Origin of the sequence: Sphaerisporangium melleum (genome assembly GCF_014646695.1) — a bacterium.
In the GTDB taxonomy this organism is placed as follows: domain Bacteria; phylum Actinomycetota; class Actinomycetes; order Streptosporangiales; family Streptosporangiaceae; genus Sphaerisporangium; species Sphaerisporangium melleum.
This window is the reverse complement of record NZ_BMNT01000006.1, coordinates 60,854-77,002: the sequence shown is the minus strand read 5'-3', so window position 1 is coordinate 77,002 and position 16,149 is coordinate 60,854. Positions and strand designations below refer to the sequence as shown.

At 72.2% G+C, this 16,149-nt stretch carries 14 protein-coding genes and 1 riboswitch; of the genes, 7 read left to right on the top strand and 7 right to left on the bottom strand.

Annotation, left to right across the window (positions count from 1 at the left end; translation table 11 throughout):
* Window positions 1–254: 254 nt before the first annotated feature.
* Together IEY93_RS06785 and IEY93_RS06780 are read left to right on the top strand one after the other, a co-directional pair.
* The gene (locus tag IEY93_RS06785; RefSeq protein ID WP_268241536.1) at window positions 255–1,178 is read left to right on the top strand and encodes a helix-turn-helix domain-containing protein; all 924 of its coding nucleotides are present in this window, start codon (window positions 255–257) and stop codon (window positions 1,176–1,178) included.
* Entirely contained in the window at window positions 1,156–1,416 is a 261-nt protein-coding gene (locus tag IEY93_RS06780; RefSeq protein ID WP_308425734.1) for a DUF397 domain-containing protein, read from the top strand. The genes IEY93_RS06785 and IEY93_RS06780 overlap by 23 nt, the downstream gene beginning before the upstream one ends.
* 316 nt (window positions 1,417–1,732) lie before the next feature.
* On the opposite strand, the gene IEY93_RS06775 is transcribed toward IEY93_RS06780, so the two are convergent.
* A complete protein-coding gene (locus IEY93_RS06775) occupies window positions 1,733–2,425 on the bottom strand; it encodes a TetR/AcrR family transcriptional regulator (protein ID WP_229690921.1) in 693 nt (230 codons plus the stop codon).
* A 98-nt stretch (window positions 2,426–2,523) separates the two neighbouring features.
* Between IEY93_RS06775 and IEY93_RS06770 the strand changes: the two genes are divergently transcribed.
* Window positions 2,524–5,040 (top strand): molybdopterin-dependent oxidoreductase, encoded by a 2,517-nt coding sequence (locus IEY93_RS06770; protein ID WP_189162233.1) that lies wholly within the window; start codon window positions 2,524–2,526, stop codon window positions 5,038–5,040.
* A complete protein-coding gene (locus IEY93_RS06765; protein WP_189162099.1) occupies window positions 5,037–5,954 on the top strand; it encodes an FAD binding domain-containing protein in 918 nt (305 codons plus the stop codon). The genes IEY93_RS06770 and IEY93_RS06765 overlap by 4 nt, the downstream gene beginning before the upstream one ends.
* On the opposite strand, the gene IEY93_RS06760 is transcribed toward IEY93_RS06765, so the two are convergent.
* The 6 genes from IEY93_RS06760 to IEY93_RS06735 form a co-directional block, all read right to left on the bottom strand.
* Window positions 5,902–6,759, bottom strand: coding sequence for a sirohydrochlorin chelatase (locus tag IEY93_RS06760; RefSeq protein ID WP_189162098.1), 858 nt, complete (start codon window positions 6,757–6,759; stop codon window positions 5,902–5,904). The two genes, IEY93_RS06765 and IEY93_RS06760, sit on opposite strands and share 53 nt — an antisense overlap.
* Window positions 6,760–6,964: 205 nt before the next feature.
* Window positions 6,965–7,693: a phosphoadenylyl-sulfate reductase gene (locus IEY93_RS06755; RefSeq protein WP_189162097.1), complete on the bottom strand. Its 729-nt coding sequence runs from the start codon at window positions 7,691–7,693 to the stop codon at window positions 6,965–6,967.
* A 76-nt stretch (window positions 7,694–7,769) separates the two neighbouring features.
* Entirely contained in the window at window positions 7,770–7,913 is a 144-nt protein-coding gene (locus IEY93_RS06750; protein WP_189162096.1) for an Insertion element protein, read from the bottom strand.
* Complete coding sequence (locus tag IEY93_RS06745; RefSeq protein WP_189162095.1) at window positions 7,910–9,592, bottom strand: nitrite/sulfite reductase; 1,683 nt, start codon at window positions 9,590–9,592, stop codon at window positions 7,910–7,912. Before IEY93_RS06745 ends, IEY93_RS06750 begins: the two co-directional genes overlap by 4 nt.
* Window positions 9,593–10,006: 414 nt before the next feature.
* Entirely contained in the window at window positions 10,007–10,825 is an 819-nt protein-coding gene (locus IEY93_RS06740; protein ID WP_189162094.1) for a TIGR03084 family metal-binding protein, read from the bottom strand.
* 201 nt (window positions 10,826–11,026) lie between these two features.
* The gene (locus IEY93_RS06735) at window positions 11,027–12,085 is read right to left on the bottom strand and encodes a TetR/AcrR family transcriptional regulator C-terminal domain-containing protein (RefSeq protein WP_189162093.1); all 1,059 of its coding nucleotides are present in this window, start codon (window positions 12,083–12,085) and stop codon (window positions 11,027–11,029) included.
* 154 nt (window positions 12,086–12,239) lie between these two features.
* Here IEY93_RS06735 and IEY93_RS06730 point away from each other — a divergent pair, with 154 nt between their 5' ends.
* From IEY93_RS06730 to glyA, 3 genes are all read left to right on the top strand, one after another.
* Window positions 12,240–13,349, top strand: coding sequence for an FAD-dependent monooxygenase (locus IEY93_RS06730; protein ID WP_189162092.1), 1,110 nt, complete (start codon window positions 12,240–12,242; stop codon window positions 13,347–13,349).
* A 308-nt stretch (window positions 13,350–13,657) separates the two neighbouring features.
* Window positions 13,658–14,668 carry a YihY/virulence factor BrkB family protein gene (locus tag IEY93_RS06725; RefSeq protein ID WP_229690920.1) on the top strand — a complete coding sequence of 337 codons (1,011 nt, stop codon included), beginning with the start codon at window positions 13,658–13,660 and terminating at the stop codon, window positions 14,666–14,668.
* 5 nt (window positions 14,669–14,673) lie between these two features.
* Window positions 14,674–14,755, top strand: a riboswitch (ZMP/ZTP riboswitch).
* 24 nt (window positions 14,756–14,779) lie between these two features.
* Window positions 14,780–16,033 (top strand): serine hydroxymethyltransferase, encoded by a 1,254-nt coding sequence (glyA, locus tag IEY93_RS06720; protein ID WP_189162091.1) that lies wholly within the window; start codon window positions 14,780–14,782, stop codon window positions 16,031–16,033.
* The last annotated feature ends 116 nt before the right edge of the window (window positions 16,034–16,149 follow it).

Below are 16,149 nucleotides of genomic sequence, written 5' to 3'. Positions count from 1 at the left end.
GACCGAGTCGAACCCGAGATCGTCCAGCTCCGCTGCCAGCTCAACCAGGCGGACCTTCCAACCCGGCGTCTTGCCGCTGCCCATGTACTCACCTGTCCTTCCGTCCAGATCGACCGGATTGTTCTCATGCCATGGCCTTGATCGGCTCATGGCCTTGCAACACCACCTGATGGTCCACCTGTGTACGCTGAGTTAGCAAGCGATTCTGCAAAGTTACTAGCGGTCGTACCTTCTCGGTTTCCCTGTGGCGAGAAGTGACGGGCGGCACACTGTTCGTAGTCGATCGGGAGGTTGTTGCGGTGGGACGTGGCCCCACGGTGCGGCGCCGGCGTCTCGCCGGCGAGCTGCGCAGATTGCGTGAGCGTCATGCGATGACGATCGAGGAGGTCGCAGAGCAGGTCGGTTGGTCCACGGCGAAGCTTTCGCGGGTCGAGACGGCGAGGGTCGGGATCACGTCGCCAGATCTCACCCGTCTGCTGGACCTGTACGAGCTGGACGGGCACAAGAGGGCGGCGCTGCACGGTTTGGCCAGAGCGGCGCGAACCAAGGGTTGGTGGGACGCCTACTCCGACTCGCTACCGAGTGACTACGCGACCTACATCCAGCTCGAAGCGGAGGCGGCATTCGTCCGAAGCTTCGACGGCATGCTCGTGCACGGTCTCCTCCAGACGGAGGACTATGCCCGCGAGGTCATTCGATCTTCCTTGATGGCGTTGTCCCCGCCCGCAGAGGTGGAGCGTCGGGTCGAGGTTCGAATGACCCGCCAGAAACTCCTGCTGGCCGAAGACGATCCACTCCGGTTCTGGGCGGTGATCGAAGAAGCGGCTCTCTTGCGCCATGTCGGCTCGGCCTCGGTGATGCGCGAGCAGTACGCCAAGCTCCTTGAGTTCGCGGCCCGGGACAACATCACGATTCAGGTACTGCCGATCGCCGTTGGGGCGCATCCGGCCACTGCAGGGAGCTTCGCCATCCTGGAGTTTCGGGAGCCGCATGACCCCAATGTCGCCTATGTGGAAAATATGACGAGCATCTTGTACGTAGAGGGGGATGTCGAGTTGTATCGATATACCCTCGCATTCGATCACCTGCGGGCGGCTGCGCTCAGTCCTGACGCGTCACGGGCTCTGATCGGCGATCTGGCTGAGCGGTCTCAGAGTGTGGCGGCAGGAGCGGAGTGATCTGGTGGACGTATCCCACGTTGTGTGGCGTAAGAGCAGCTACAGCGGCGATGGCCCCAACTGCCTGCAGGTGGCCAGCGCTTGGGAGGAGGCATCCGCCGACTTACGGGATCATCTAGGCGTACTCCTGATACGTGACTCCAAGGTCACCGGCGGTCCCGTCTTGACCGTTGGTCCCTGCGCATGGGCTGCGTTCCGCGCAGGAGTCCAGTCGGGTGCGTTCGGAGATCCGGTCTGATCTCGCGCGACCCAGGAGGACCTGCCCGGTGGACGGCCATCTCGACCCGATCAGATAGGCACGTGATCGCGCAGGGGCGCGAAATCCATGAGGGGATGGAGTGCTGCGGCGGGTATGGAAATCTCCCAGGTGAGTCGGCGCGAGTCCAGTCGAAGCAACGCTGACGGCGGGCGGTGCCTGGAAGTCGGTGTCTGTCGCGAGACCATGTGCGGCCGAGCTCCCCGGGTTACGGCGGACTCTTCCTGGTCCCTGACTCCGCGCGTCGGGACGCTCGTGCGGGGTTTCCAAGGTGGAAGGGTCCTTCTTGGGGGGGGTGTCAGGTGGGGAGGAGGGCGTCGACTACGGCGGTGAGGGGGAGGGCCTTGTGGGAGAGGTGGCCGGAGGTGGCGAGTTCGGCGAGGCCGTGGGCGGTGGCGAGCACGGCGACCATCGCGGCCTCGCGCGGGTCGTGGTCCTGGCCGGACGCGGGGTTTCCGCCGTCGGCGCAGGTCAGAGCGCCCCGGTAGGCGGGGGCGTCCCTGTGGGCGGGGGCGTCCTGGCGGGCGGGGGCGTCCCGGTCGTGGCCGTTCGCCGCGGTCTCGTCTTCGGGGCCGGACGGTCCGCCTGCGACGGAGGGCGGGAGGATCTCGGCCACGATCAGTTCCACGGCGCGGTCCATCGCGGTTTCCAGGGCCGGGTGGTGGCCGGCGAGGAACTTCGCGTGGAAGACCAGGCGGTACTCCTCGGGGTGGGCCACGGCGTACCCCGCGTAGGCGAGGTAGAGGGCCCGCAGGCGTTCGCGGCGGCTCTCGCGTCCGCGCACCGCTGAGGCGACGTGGTCGGTGAGGTCGCCGAGGACCCGCTCGGCGAGCGCCGCGAGCAGGGCGGTCTTGTCGGCGAAGTGCCGGTAGGGAGCGGTGCGCGACACCCCGGACAGGTCGCCGACCGCGCGCAGCGTCACGGCGTCCAGGCCCTCGGCGCGCAGCAGCGTAAGGGCGCTTTCGACCAGGCGGGTCCTGGTGTCGTCCACCACGCCCCCAACCTTCTCACAGCCAGGCATGTTGACAACGTCAACCTCGCTGGTCGAGACTGCGGGAGACGATGCCGCCCATGAGCACCGGGAGTGCCATGAAAATCGTGGTGAACGGCGTGCGCACCGAACTCGACACCGGCCCCGACGAGCCGATGGTGGACGTACTGCGTGACGAACTGGGCCTCACCGGGACCAAGGCGGTGTGCCGCACCGGTGTCTGCGGCGCCTGCACGGTCATGGTCGAGGGCGAGCCGCGGCTGAGCTGCCTGATGCCCGCCGCCGCGGCCGAGGAGCAGGAGGTGACCACGGTCGAAGGGCTCGACCACCCCGTCCAGCGGGCCTTCGCCGCGCACGACGGGCTGCAGTGCGGCTACTGCACGCCCGGCCTGGTCGTCGAGGCCGCCGCGTTCGTGGACGGCTGGCGGGCCGGGCACGGGGACGTCGCCCCGCCCCGCGAGACCATCGCCGCCGCCATGGCCGGCCACCTGTGCAGATGCGGGGCCTACGAGGGCATCCAGGCGGCGATCGCCGCGGCCTGCCGGGGCGAGCACGACGGCGACGCGGTCACCCCGGCCCGCGTGGAGGCGATGGACAAGGTCACCGGCCGCGCCCGCTACACCACCGATGTGCGGCTCGACGGCCAGCTGGAAGGGGTGATCATCCGCGCCACCCGGGCCCACGCGCGCGTCACCTCCGTCCGCGCCGCCGCCGCCCACGTCGTCGACCTGCTGCCGTCCGACCGTGTCGTGCGCTACGCCGGCCAGCCGATCGCCGCGGTCGCCGCGCCCACCCGGCGGGAGGCGCTGGCCATCGCGGCCGGGGCCGAGATCGGCTACGAGCCGCTGCCCGCTGCGCTCGACGACGCGCCGGACGCGCCGGACGTCTACGGCGAGGACGAGCGGAAGAAGGCCCCCAACCACAGCGAGGGGCCGACCATGTCCGCCCCCTGGAACGGCAACGTGCGCGGGCCGTTCAACCGGATGAGCAAGCGCGGACGTACCGCGGCCCAGCGCGTCGAGGCGGCGCGCGCCGCCGGCGACCCGGGCCTGGTGGCCGGCACCTTCACCACGGCCGTGCAGGTGCACACGCCGCTGGAACCGCACGCCTGCGTGGCCCGATGGGACGAGGACGGCGCACTGCACCTGCACATGTCCACCCAGGCCATCGAAATGGTCGCCGCGCAGGCGGCCAAGCGATGGGGACTGCCCGCCGACAAGGTCCGCGTCGTCGCCGAGCACGTCGGGGGCGGCTTCGGCGCCAAGGCGGGCGTCACCGCCGAGACCGTGGCGGCCGTCGAGCTCGCGCGGGCCTGCGGCGTGCCGGTGCGCGTCGTGCTCGGCCGCGACGAGGAGCTCACCACCGCAGGCAACCGCCCCGGCACCCGCACCGAGATCGCGCTGCTCACCGACGGCGAGGGGAACCTGTCCGCGCTCACCGTGGACGTCCACGCGCGCGGCGGCGTCGCCGTCGGGTCGGGCGTCGCGGTGATGGCCCGGCTGATGTACGGCAGGGCGCCCCGCCGGCTGCGCGACTACGACGTGGTGACCAACGAGCCGCCCGCCGCGCCGTTCCGCGGCCCCGGGGCGCCGCCCCTGCTGTGGGCGCTGGAGCAGACGGTGGACGAGACCGCGCACCGCCGCGGCGAGGACCCGATCGCGCTGCGCCGGCGCTGGGACGGCAACCCCAAGCGGCAGGCCCTGTACGAGGTCGCCGCCGCGCTGCCCGCCTGGACCGGCCGGCCCGCCACCGGCTCGCAGACCGGGCGCCTGCGGCGCGGCGTCGGCGTGGCCGCCGCCAACTGGATGTACATGCTGGACCCCGGGACCGAGGTCGAGCTGACCGTCGAGGGCGGCGTGGTGGTCGCCCGCACCGCCACCCAGGACATCGGGACGGGGGTCCGCACCGTCATCGCCTCGGTGGTGGCGGCGGAGTTGGACCTGCCGGCCGAGCGGGTGCGCGTCGAGATCGGCCGCACCGGCGTGGTGCACGGCCCGGGTGCGCTCGGCAGCCGCAGCACCGCCTCGGTGGCCCCGGCCGCTCGCGACGCGGCGCGCCGGCTGCGCCAGGCGGGCCTCACTGAAGGCACCCGCGTGGTGGGCAAGCGCCGCCGCGACCGGAGGGGTTATGTCACCCCGTTCGCGGTCGGCGGCATGGCGATCGGCCGGGGGTTCAGCGGCGCGGTCCACGTCACCGAGGTCGAGGTGGACACCCGCCTCGGCACCGTCCGGCCGCTGCGCGTGTGGGCCGGCATCGCGGCCGGGCACATCTACGCCGAGGGCCCGGCGCGCGGCCAGTGCGAAGGCGGCGTCGTCCAGGGGTTGGGGTACGCGCTGTACGAGGAGCGGCATGTCGACCCGGTGACCGGCGTCGTCCTGACCGCCAACCTGGACGACTATCAGATTCCCGGCATCGCGGACTGTCCGGAGATCGACGTGCACTTCCACCAGGAGGGCTGGGACCACGTCAACGGGCAGGGCGTCGGCCTCGGCGAGGTGTCCACGATCGGCGTGGCCGCCTCGGTCGGCAACGCCGTGTACAACGCCACCGGGTGGCGGCCCCGCGACCTGCCCATCCGCCCCGACCGGCTCATCGAAGGGATGTACGGCCGATGATCACCCTCAGCGACATCGGGGCGGCGGCACTCGGCGGCGGCGAGCTGCGCGCCGGGGGCACCGACCTGATGTCCCGCCCCGCCGCCGGGCCGCACATCGACCTGCGCGGCCTGCCCGAGCTGTCCGGCGTCACCTGGCTCCCCGACGGCTCGGTGCGCATCGGCGCGCTCACCACGATCGCGGCGCTCGCCGCGGACGAGCGGATCGCCGCCGCCCACCCCTGTCTGGCACTGGCCGCGGCGGCCCTGGCCACCCCGCAGATCAGGTCGGTGGCCACCGTCGGCGGCAATCTGCTGCAGCGCAACCGCTGCGCCTACTTCCGCAACCCGGCGTTCTCCTGCTTCCAAAGCGGCGGCAACGGCTGCCCGGCGCGCGCCGGGCACACCCTGCGCGCCGCCGTCGTCGACAGCGGGCCGTGCGTGGCCCCGCATCCGTCGTCGCTGGCCGTGGCGCTGCTCGGCTGCGAGGCGACGGCGGAGGTGGACGGCACCGCCCCGTTCCCGGTCGGCGAGCTGTACGGGGACGGCTCCGACCCGACCCGCGACCACCTGCTCCCGCCGGGCGCCGTCCTGCTCGCCGTCACGCTGCCGCCGCCGCAGGAGGGGGAGCGCGCGGCCCACCATCGGACGGCCGGGCGGGCCCTGGCCGAATGGCCGCTGGTGGAGGCGGCGGCGCGGCTCGTCGTGGCGGACGGGCGGGTGACCTTCGCCCGGGTGAGCGTCGGCGGGGTCGCGCGGGTGCCGCTGCGCCTCACCGAGGTCGAGGACGCGCTGCTGGCCGGCGAGCCGCTCGAACGGGCGGCGGAGCTGGCCGCCACCCGCTGCGCACCGTCCGGGCAGAACGCCTACAAGGTCGCCCTGCTCACCGGGACCGTGCTTGAGGTCCTGGAACGAGCCTGGGCACCGGCGGGGTGAGCCGGCGGAACGCCGCCACCGCCTCGGCGTGCCGTTCGAGCAGCACCTCGACCAGTTCGGGCGCGGCGCCCAGGGGAGCGGCCACCACCTGCGCCCCGGCGGCCAGGGTGGTGCGGCGCACCTTGTCGGCGAAGTACCCCGGGGCCAGCAGGTACGGCGCCACCACGACGCGGGAGGGGCGTCCCGGCCCGTCGCCGAGCAGGCCGCGGACGGCCTCCTCCGGAGTGGGGGAGGCGGCCGAGGCGTAGGCGGGGGTGACCGAGTGCCAGCGGCGGGCGTGCGCCCAGTCGCGGGCCATCGCCGCGACCACGGCGTTGGCGCCGGCGTCGCTCGACCCCGCCGAGACCAGCACCACGGCCGTCCCGGGGTCGCCGATCTCGACGCCGGCCTCGGCCAGGCGCCGCTCCAGCGCGGCCACCAGCAGGGGATGCGGGCCGAGCGCCGCGCCCTGGTGCACCAGTAGCGGCGGCCTTCGGACGCCGTCGCCGCGTTCCTCGTGGCCGCCTGGGCCCCAGGCCCCGGAAGATGGGCGATGCGCCGGATCGCCGGGCGGGGCGGCGCGGCGGGCGCGCTCCTCGCGCAGGGCCGCAGGGATGTCGACCCGGCTGTGGTAGGCCTCGGTGAGCAGCAGCGGCAGCACCACCGCCCGGTCGAGCGGGGTCAGCGCCTCGCGCAGCGTCGGCCGCGCGTGGTCCAGGTAGGCCGGGTGGACGGCCAGGCCGGGGCGGGCGCGCCGCACCCGCTCCAGCAGGGCCTCCACCGTGGCGGAGGCGCGCGGGTCGCGAGACCCGTGCGCCACCGCCACCAGCGGCGGGACCCGCCCTGGCAGGACGATCGGGGACCCGTGCCGCCGCGGCGGGCGGAACGGGCCGGGTGCGGAGAGCGGGGAGGTCAGGACGGCACCTTCACGGCTTGGGGCTCGACCACGGCGGGCTCCGCCGTTTCGGGCCTCACCACTTCGCCGTGACCACTTCGGGCGTCACGGCTTCGGGCGTCGTGGTTTTTCGGGGTCACAGGTGGATGCCGCACTCGGTCTTGCCGAGGCCGGCCCAGCGGCCGCTGCGCGGGTCCTCGCCGGGGGCGACCTGGCGGGTGCAGGGCCCGCAGCCGATCGACGGGTAGCCGTCGTAGTGCAGCGGGTTGATCAGCACGCCGTTGTCGGCCATGTAGTTGTCGACGTCGTCCTGCGTCCAGCGGGCGATCGGGTTGACCTTGACCATCTGGCGCTTGGCGTCCCACTCGACGACCTTGGTGCCGGCGCGGGTGGGCGACTCGTCGCGGCGGATGCCGGAGATCCACGCCAGGTAGGGCTCCAGGGCGCGGTTCAGCGGCTCGACCTTGCGCAGGTAGCAGCACAGGTCGGGGTTGCGGCCGTGCAGGCGCGGGCCGAGGTCGCGGTCCTGCTCGGCGACGGTCCTGGACGGCATCACGTTGATCACGTTGACGTCGTACACCTGCTGGACGGCGTCCCGCGTGCCGATGGTCTCGGCGAAATGGTAGCCGGTGTCGATGAACAGCACGTCCACGCCGGGCTTCACCCTGCTCACCAGGTCGATCAGCAGGGCGTCGCTCATCGAGGAGGTCAGGCACAGCCGGTCGCCGAAGGTGGCCGCCGCCCAGCGGATGATCTCGCGGGCGGGGGCGTCTTCGAGGAACTCGGCCGCTGACTCGACGATGCCGCGCAGGTCGAGCACGCCGCGCTGTCGCTCCAGACCGGCTTCGATCTCCACAAGTGTCATGACTCGCTCACAATCGTCGATCTCAGATGGGTGCGGGCGCCTGCGGGTGTGGGGGATCCCGCGGCTCGTCCGCCGCTCATGAACGCACGCCGATGCCGATGAACTTCAGCCGGAACGCGCGGGCGCACGAGCGGCAGTACCAGCCGCCGTCGCCCTCGTAGGGCTCGAGGTCCTCCTCACCGCAGTAGGGGCAGTGGAAGGGGACCGCGCGCTCGCTCACGTGAGGTCGCTCTCGTCGGCCCGCTGGACCCATTCGGCGAAGGTCTCCCCGTCGCCGCGCTGGCTCTGGAAGTTCTTCAGGACGCGCTCGACGTAGTCGGGCAGCTCGTCGGCGGTCGCCTTGAGCCCGCGGACCTTGCGCCCGAAGCCGGGGTTGACGCCGAGCGACCCGCCCAGGTGGATCTGGAAGCCCTCCACCTGCCGGCCGTCGGCGCCGGTGACGAGCTGGCCCTTCAGCCCGATGTCCGCCGTCTGGATGCGGGCGCAGGAGTTCGGGCAGCCGTTGACGTTGATGGTGAGCGGCTGGTCGAAGTCGGGCAGCCGCTCCTCCAGCTCGTCGATCAGCCGGGAGGCCAGGCCCTTGGTCTCCACGATCGCGAGCTTGCAGTACTCGATGCCGGTGCAGGCCATGGTCTGGCGGCGGAAGGTGCTCGGGGTGACCTGCAGGTCGGCGGCCTCCAGCTCGGCCACGACACCGTCCACCTGGCCGGGGGCGACGTCCAGGATGACCATCTTCTGCTCGACGGTGGTGTGCACCCGGTCGGACCCGTGCCGCTCGGCGATGTCGGCGATCAGGCGGAGCTTATCGCCGTCCAGCCGGCCGACCTTCGGCGCGAAGCCGACGTAGAAGTTGCCGTCCTTCTGCCGGTGGACGCCCACGTGGTCGCGGCGGCCGCCCCGGGGAAGCTCCGGCGCCGGCCCGTCCGGCAGCGGGTAGCCGAGGTACTCCTTCTCCAGCACCTCGCGGAACCGCTCGACGCCCCAGTCGTTGACCAGGAACTTGATGCGGGCGCGGTGGCGGAGCCGGCGGTAGCCGTAGTCGCGGAAGATGCCGATGACCCCGGCCCACACCTCGTGCACCTGGTCGGGACGGACGAACGTGCCGAGCCGCTTGGCCAGCATCGGGTTGGTGGACAGGCCGCCGCCCACCCACAGGTCGTAGCCCGGCTCGCCGTGCTCGTCCACCACCCCGACGAACGCCACGTCGTTGATCTCGTGCACCGTGCAGTGCGCGGGGCAGCCGCTCATCGCCGACTTGAACTTGCGGGGGAGGTTGGAGTACGCCTGGTCGCCGATGTAGCGGGCGACGGTGTCCTCGATCTGCGGGGTCGCGTCGATCACCTCGTCGGCGTCGATGCCGGCCAGCGGGCAGCCGAGCATGACGCGCGGGGTGTCGCCGCAGGCCTCGGTGGTGGACAGGCCCACCGCCTCCAGGGCCTCCCAGATCGCGGGCACCGACTCGACGTCGATCCAGTGGAGCTGGATGTTCTGCCGGTCGGTCACGTCGGCCGTGCCCCGGGCGTACCGCTCGGAGATGTCGGCGATCGTGCGGAGCTGGGCCAGGTTCAGCCGGCCGCCGTCGATGCGCACCCGCAGCATGAAGTAGCGGTCGTCGAGCTCCTCGGGCTCCAGGATCGCCGTCTTGCCGCCGTCGATGCCGGGCTTGCGCTGGGTGTACAGGCCGTACCAGCGGAACCGGCCGCGCAGGTCGGCGGGGTCGATGGAGTCGAAGCCCTGCTTGGAGTAGATGTCGATGATCCGCTGACGGACGTTGAGCCCGTCGTCGTTGCGCTTGTTCTCTTCGTTCTTGTTGAGCGGCTCGCGGTAACCGAGAGCCCATTGACCTTCACCACGCGGGCGCTTGTGGTGGCGGCTGGCAGGCCGGGGCGGGCTGGTCATGGGGCGTCCTTTGCCGAGAATGGTCGTCGGGTTCACGGACGCTCGTGAGCAGGCAGCCCAGGGCCATGGTGGGGCAGGGGCGGGCATGAAAAAGACGCCTGTCACGCGCCCGTGTTGGCGAGAGTCAACAGGGGGCGACGGTCAACGGGCGTCACTACAGATGGCACTGCGGACACGCAGGAAGTCGACGTGGCGTCGCACGACGAGAAGCGGGTCCGCTGGCATGCCCCAAACGATACCCCCCGTCCGGCCGATGTCCAATATCGGGTCCACACTTTGGGATAGGGTGCCCTGTTCGCCAAGGGTTACCCCAGTCTGCGAGGGGTGCAGCCGGCCCCAGAACGACGAGACTGGGCGGGGACGAAACGGGTAGGGGCGGGAGCCCCCGGCGTACACGGCGGGTGGCGGACGGGGTCAGGCGGACGCGGGCCAGGAGGCCGCGCGCGCCGGGACGGGCGGCCGGCCGGGACAGAGCGGGCCGGCGAACGACGGGGCCGGCGACATCCAGGCCGTCGCGGTCTCGCCGCGCACCTCCAGGGCGGTGCCGGCGAGGCGGCGGCGCTGGGTCGCGAGCAGGCAGAAGTCGAGCGCCGGTCCGCGCACCAGGTCGGCGGCGCCGGCCGGGCCGCTGGTCCACGGCACGCCGCCGGGCAGCGTCAACTCCACCCGCACCGGTCTCACGGGCGCCGCCAGGCCGCGCACGGCGAAGCCGTACGGCATGGCCCGCACGCAGATCGCCGCCACGTGGCGCAGCCGGGCGGTCGGCGCCCGCGCGATGCCGAGGGCGTCCGCGACGTCCTGCCCGTGCGCCCAGGTCTCCATCAGCCGGGCCGTGACGAAGGACGCCGCGGACATGCCGGGGCCGTACCAGGGCAGCCGGATCCGCGCGTCGAGCCCCTCGAAGGCCGCCAGGCTGCGGGCGCGGGCGGTGCGGAACCAGTCGAAGACCTGCGCGGGGGACAGGCTGCGCACCGCGACGGCGATCTCGTCCACCGCGGAGTCGCCGCGGGCCGTCAGCGCGGGCAGCGCGGCGAGGAACGCCTCGGGATCGGTCGCCGCCGTGGTCGCCGCGTCGTCGAACCATGCGAGGTGCCCGATGTGGTCGCGTACCGCCCAGCCTTCCGCCGGGGCGGGCGGCTCCCACGCGTCGGGGCCGAGCGTCCGGATCATGGCCGTCAGCTCGGCGGTCTCCGCCCGCAGATCGGTGAGCAGCTCCGCCATGGAGACGGCCACGGGCACCTCCGCGTCGCGTGTGCTGGAGCGTCAGCGTAACGGAGTCGTGTCTTCCGAGGAACAGTGGGAAAATGGTGGCGTGATCTGCGAAGAGTGCAAAGATCACCGGCATGACGACTGCCGGGGCGGTTCGTGGTGCGACTGCCAGCACCGGTCGTCGCAGGAGCCGCGTGAGAGCCTCCTCGTCTGGCGCCACACCGGCTAGGGCCGGTCGGCCGCCGGCCCCTCCACGACGGCCGCGAGACCGTCGAGCAGCACGCTCAGCCCCCGTTCGAACAGCCGGTCCAGGTCGAGGTCGTAACCGGTCTCGGCCAGGGCCGCCATGAGCCCGGCGAAGGCCGGGTGGCGACCGTCGGCGGCCATCGAGCCCAAGGCCGCGCTCTGCCGGTCCATCCACTCCTCTCCCGACAGGCCGGTGGCCGCCTGGGCCTGTGCCTCCCGCTCCAGGTGCACGGCCAGGCCCTGGACGTGGTTGTACAGCAGCACCTGGATGTCGAGGGTGAGCTCCGGGCCGAGGCCCCGGCCCTGGAGTGCCGACAGGATGCGCTCGCCGTAGGGCAGCTGGTTCGGCAGGGGCAGCGGCCGGGTGAGCGGGGCGATCTGCGCGAGCCAGGGGTGACGGCGGTGCACCGCCCACAGGGCGCGGGCGCCGCCGGCCAGGGCGTCCCGCCAGCCGGACGGGGGTGCGGGCGGTGGGGCGTACTCGCCGAACACCGTGTCGGCCATCAGGAGCACCAGATCGTCCTTGCCGCCGACGTGCCGATAGGACGACATGGTGGCCACGCCGAGCCGGGCGGCCACCGCTCGCATGGACAGCCCGTCCAGCCCTTCGGCGTCGGCGATCTCGATCGCGGCGCGCACCACCCGCTCACGGGTCAGCTCCCGCTCGGGCCGGCCCGCCTCCGTCTGGTCCTCCTCCGTGCCCCGCCCGGGCGACGGGCGTGGAGGGCGGCCGGACGGCCGGCTTCCGCCGGCAGGGCTTCCGGCGACCGGCCCGATTTCCTGGGCCGGCGGGGCGGCCCGCGCGGCTCCCGGGGCGGCCGGGGCGACGACCGTGCCGACGCGTGGGAGGGCCTGGACGAGCCCCTGCTGCCGCAGCGTGGCCATGGCTTTGGTCGCCGTCGCGAGCGCGACGCCGTACCGCCCGGCGATCTGCCTGGTCGAGGGCACCCGGTCGCCCGGCGCGAGCCCTCCCTCGGTGATCCGCCGCCGGATGTCGGCGACGATGCGCAGGTACGGCGGCTCGTCGGTCTCCCGCACGCTCCCGCCCTCCTCTCTCTGTACTAGTACAGAATCTAGCAACCGACCATGCACGACCCTGCTGTACTAGCACAGAATCACAGGTCAACGCCTTGTGTGCCTACTGTGTACGCTGTACATTCCTCGATGTCCACCTAGTACAGAGGAGACGCAGATGACCACCGTGCTCATCTCCGGCGCGAGCGTTGCCGGCCCGGCCCTGGCGTACTGGCTGCACCGCCACGGCCTCACCCCCACCATCGTGGAGCGGGCGCCCGCGCTGCGCGCCGGCGGCCAGGCGATCGACGTCAGGGGAGCGGCGCTGGACGTCGCGGCGCGCATGGACCTGCTGGAGCCGCTGCGCGCCGTGCGCACCCGGACGCGTGGAATGTCGGTCCTGGACGCCGACGGCAACGAGATCATGCGCTCCACCGAGCACGCCTACAGCAGCGGGCGGCTGGACGGCGACGACATCGAGGTGCTCCGAGAGGACCTCGTCGGGCTGCTGTACGAGCGGACCGCCGGCAGTGCCGAGTACATGTTCGACGACTCGATCACCGCCATCGAGCAGGACGAACAGGGGGTGCGGGTCGAGTTCGAGCGGAGCGGGTCCCGCAGGTTCGACCTGGTGGTCGGCGCCGACGGGCTGGACTCGACGGTGCGGCGGCTGGCGTTCGGGCCCGAGTCCCACTTCGCCCACCATCTCGGCACCTACCTGGCCGTGTTCACCGCGGAGAACTTCCTCGGCCTGGCCGACTGGCAGGTGTGGATCCGCGACGGGGACGCGGGCGCGGGGCTCTACCCGGCCCGGGACAACACCGAGCTGCGGGTCAACCTCGGCTTCACGTCCGGGCCGCTGGATCACGACCACCGCGACCCCGGCGCCCAGCGGGCGCTGCTCGCCGAGCGGCTGGGGTCGATGCGCTGGGAGATCCCGCGCCTGCTCAAGGCCATGTGGCAGGCGCCCGACTTCTATTTCGACGCGATGGCGCAGATCCGGCTCGACTCCTGGTCGCGGGGACGGGTCACCCTGGTCGGCGACGCCGGCTACTGCGCTTCGCCGCTGTCGGGTCAGGGCACGAGCCTCGCGCTGGTCGGCGCGTACGTGCTGGCCGCCGAGCTGGCCGCGGCGGATGGCGACCACCGCCGGGCGTTCGTGGAGTACGAGCGGCGCATGCGGCCCTTCGCCGAGGCCAACCAGGCGCTGGCCACCGAGAACCCAGGCGGGCCCGCCTCGCCGGAGTCGGTCGACGCGGCGAAGAACGCGATCTCACTGGACGGCTGAGGGGGACTTACTCGATGGCTGACCTGCGGTTATGTGGCGTTTGTCATGGTTTGTCGGGCTATTATGAGAGATCGCACGGCTCGGGACAGATAACAGGGCCGGTCCCGGGGTAGACGCCACGCAAGGAGATCGTTACACGGTGGGGTCGTGGTGGCGCCATGGAATCTAGCGAGGGAACCGCCGGGTTCACCCGCCGGGGTGATCGCTTCCCTGATATGGTTCCTGCGCTCGAAACGGGCAGGGCTTGTCCGTCGCCCACCCCGGCAGAGGGAAGCGAGAAGCCGCTCTCTTCGGAGAGCGGAGGAGTCATGACGTCCACCGATGCCTCGGCCAGGTCGCCTCGCCCACGGGGCCGGCGGGCCCGCTGGCGGCTGGTCCGGGCGATGGCGCAGCGAAACGCCGCCGCCCGTCTTTCCGTCGTGCGCGGGTCGAAGACCTGGGGCGACCTGCGAACCTCCCGTCTGTGGGCGCTGGTCCGCGCGACCACGGTCTCCGGGTTCAACTTCCGGGTCACCGGCCTGGCCGGCGAGGCCGCGTTCTTCGCGCTGCTGTCGCTGCCCCCGTTCGTGCTCGGCCTCATCGGCCTGCTCGGGCACATGGGCGGCGTCCTCGGCCCCGGCACCGTCGCCGAGACCCGCGGGTGGGTGCTGAAGCAGTCACAGCTGCTGTTCACCGGCAACACCGTCGACCGGGTGGTGCGGCCACTGCTGGACGACGTGCTGCGCGGCGGCCAGGTGTCGCTGATCTCGGTGGGCTTCCTGCTCGCCCTGTGGTCGGGGTCGCGCGCGCTGTTCGTCTACGTCGACCTGATCTCGATCGCCTACGGGCTCGGCGAGACCCGCGGCATCATCCGCACCCGCATCCTGTCGTTCGGGCTCTACCTCGCGGCGCTGCTCATCGGCCTGATCGTCATCCCGGTGCTGGTGATCGGCCCGACGATCCTGTCCGAGGCGCTGCCGCAGTACAGCGGGATGGTCGCGGTGCTGTACTGGCCCGTGGTGGTCATCGGCTCGGTGCTGGTGCTCACGCTGCTGTACCACGTGAGCGTCCCCGTGCGCACCCGCTGGTGGCGCGAGGTGCCCGGCGCGCTGCTGGCGCTGCTCATCTGGATCGTCTGCGCGGTGGTGCTACGCGAGGTGCTGGCCGCGTGGTTCTCGCCGCTGTCCATCTACGGCTCGCTCGCCGCGCCCATCGCCGTGCTGCTGTGGCTGTACATCACCGCGCTCGCGGTGCTCATCGGGGCCACGCTCAACGCGGAGGTCGACCGGCTGTGGCCGGGTGGCGGGCTCGGCAGAAAGCCCGAGTCCGCTATCGTCTAAGCGTCGAAACGCGACGTGACTGGCGCGTCTGGGTGGGCCACCACCGGGGAGCGAAGAGGTCGGGGGCCGGGCGCCTGGGTCTCCGCGTTAGCCAACGAAGGGGTTAGGGCCATGAGTTCTCTCGCGAACGTGGACCCGGAGATCGCCGAGCTGATCAAGGCGGAGGAGCGCCGCCAGGCCGACACCGTCAAGCTGATCCCCTCGGAGAACTACGTCTCCAGGGCCGTGCTCGAGGCCACCGGCACCGTCCTCACCAACAAGTACTCCGAGGGCTACGCCGGTAAGCGGTACTACGAGGGTCAGCAGGTCATCGACCAGATCGAGACGCTGGCCATCGAGCGGGCGAAGGCGCTGTTCGGCGTCACGCACGCCAACGTCCAGCCGTACTCCGGCTCGCCGGCCAACCTGGCGATCTACATGGCCTTCCTGAACCCCGGCGACACGGTGATGGGCATGGGCCTGCCGTTCGGCGGCCACCTGACCCACGGCTGGTCGGTCTCGGCCACCGGCAAGTGGTTCACCCCGGTCCGGTACGGCGTGCGCAGGGACACTGGCCGCATCGACATGGACGAGGTGCGCGCCCTGGCGCTGGAGCACCGTCCCAAGCTGATCTTCTGCGGTGGCACCGCCATCCCGCGCACGATCGACTTCCCGGCGTTCGCCGAGATCGCCCGCGAGGTCGGCGCGGTGCTGGCCGCCGACATCGCCCACATCGCCGGTCTGGTCGCCGGCGGCGCCCACCCCTCGCCGGTCGGGCACGCCGACGTCATCTCCACCACCACGCACAAGACGCTGCGCGGCCCGCGCGGCGCCATGCTGATGACCAGCGACGACGAGCACGCCAAGGCGCTGAACAAGGCCGTGTTCCCCGGCTTGCAGGGCGGCCCGCACAACCACACGACGGCCGCCATCGCGGTCGCGCTGCGCGAGGCGTCCACCGACGACTTCCGGGCCTACGCCCAGCAGGTGGTCCGCAACGCCAAGGCGCTGGCCGAGGAGCTCGCGGCGCGCGGCTTCGAGCTGGTGTCGGGCGGCACCGACAACCACCTCGTCCTGATCGACCTGACCTCCAAGGGCGTCGCGGGCAAGCCGGCGGCGCAGGCCCTCGACCGGGCCGGCCTGGAGACCAACTACAACACCGTGCCGTTCGACCCGCGCAAGCCGTTCGACCCGTCCGGCCTGCGCATCGGCACCCCGTCGGTGACCAGCCGCGGCATGGGCGAGGCCGAGATGCGGCAGATCGCGGCCTGGATGGACGAGGTCGTCACGGCGCTGGCCAAGGACGACGCCGAGGAGGTCATCACCCGGGTCCACGGCGAGGTGAGCGAGCTGACCGGCAGGTTCCCGGCGCCGGGCCTGAGCTGACCTTCGGCGCGCCAGGAAATTGTGTTGCCCGGCGCGGCCGGGCCCGCGATAAAGTGGGCCCAGGCCGCGCCGCCTCGCATCTGAGCAGAGGCGGCCAGACGAACGGGAGGTGAGGA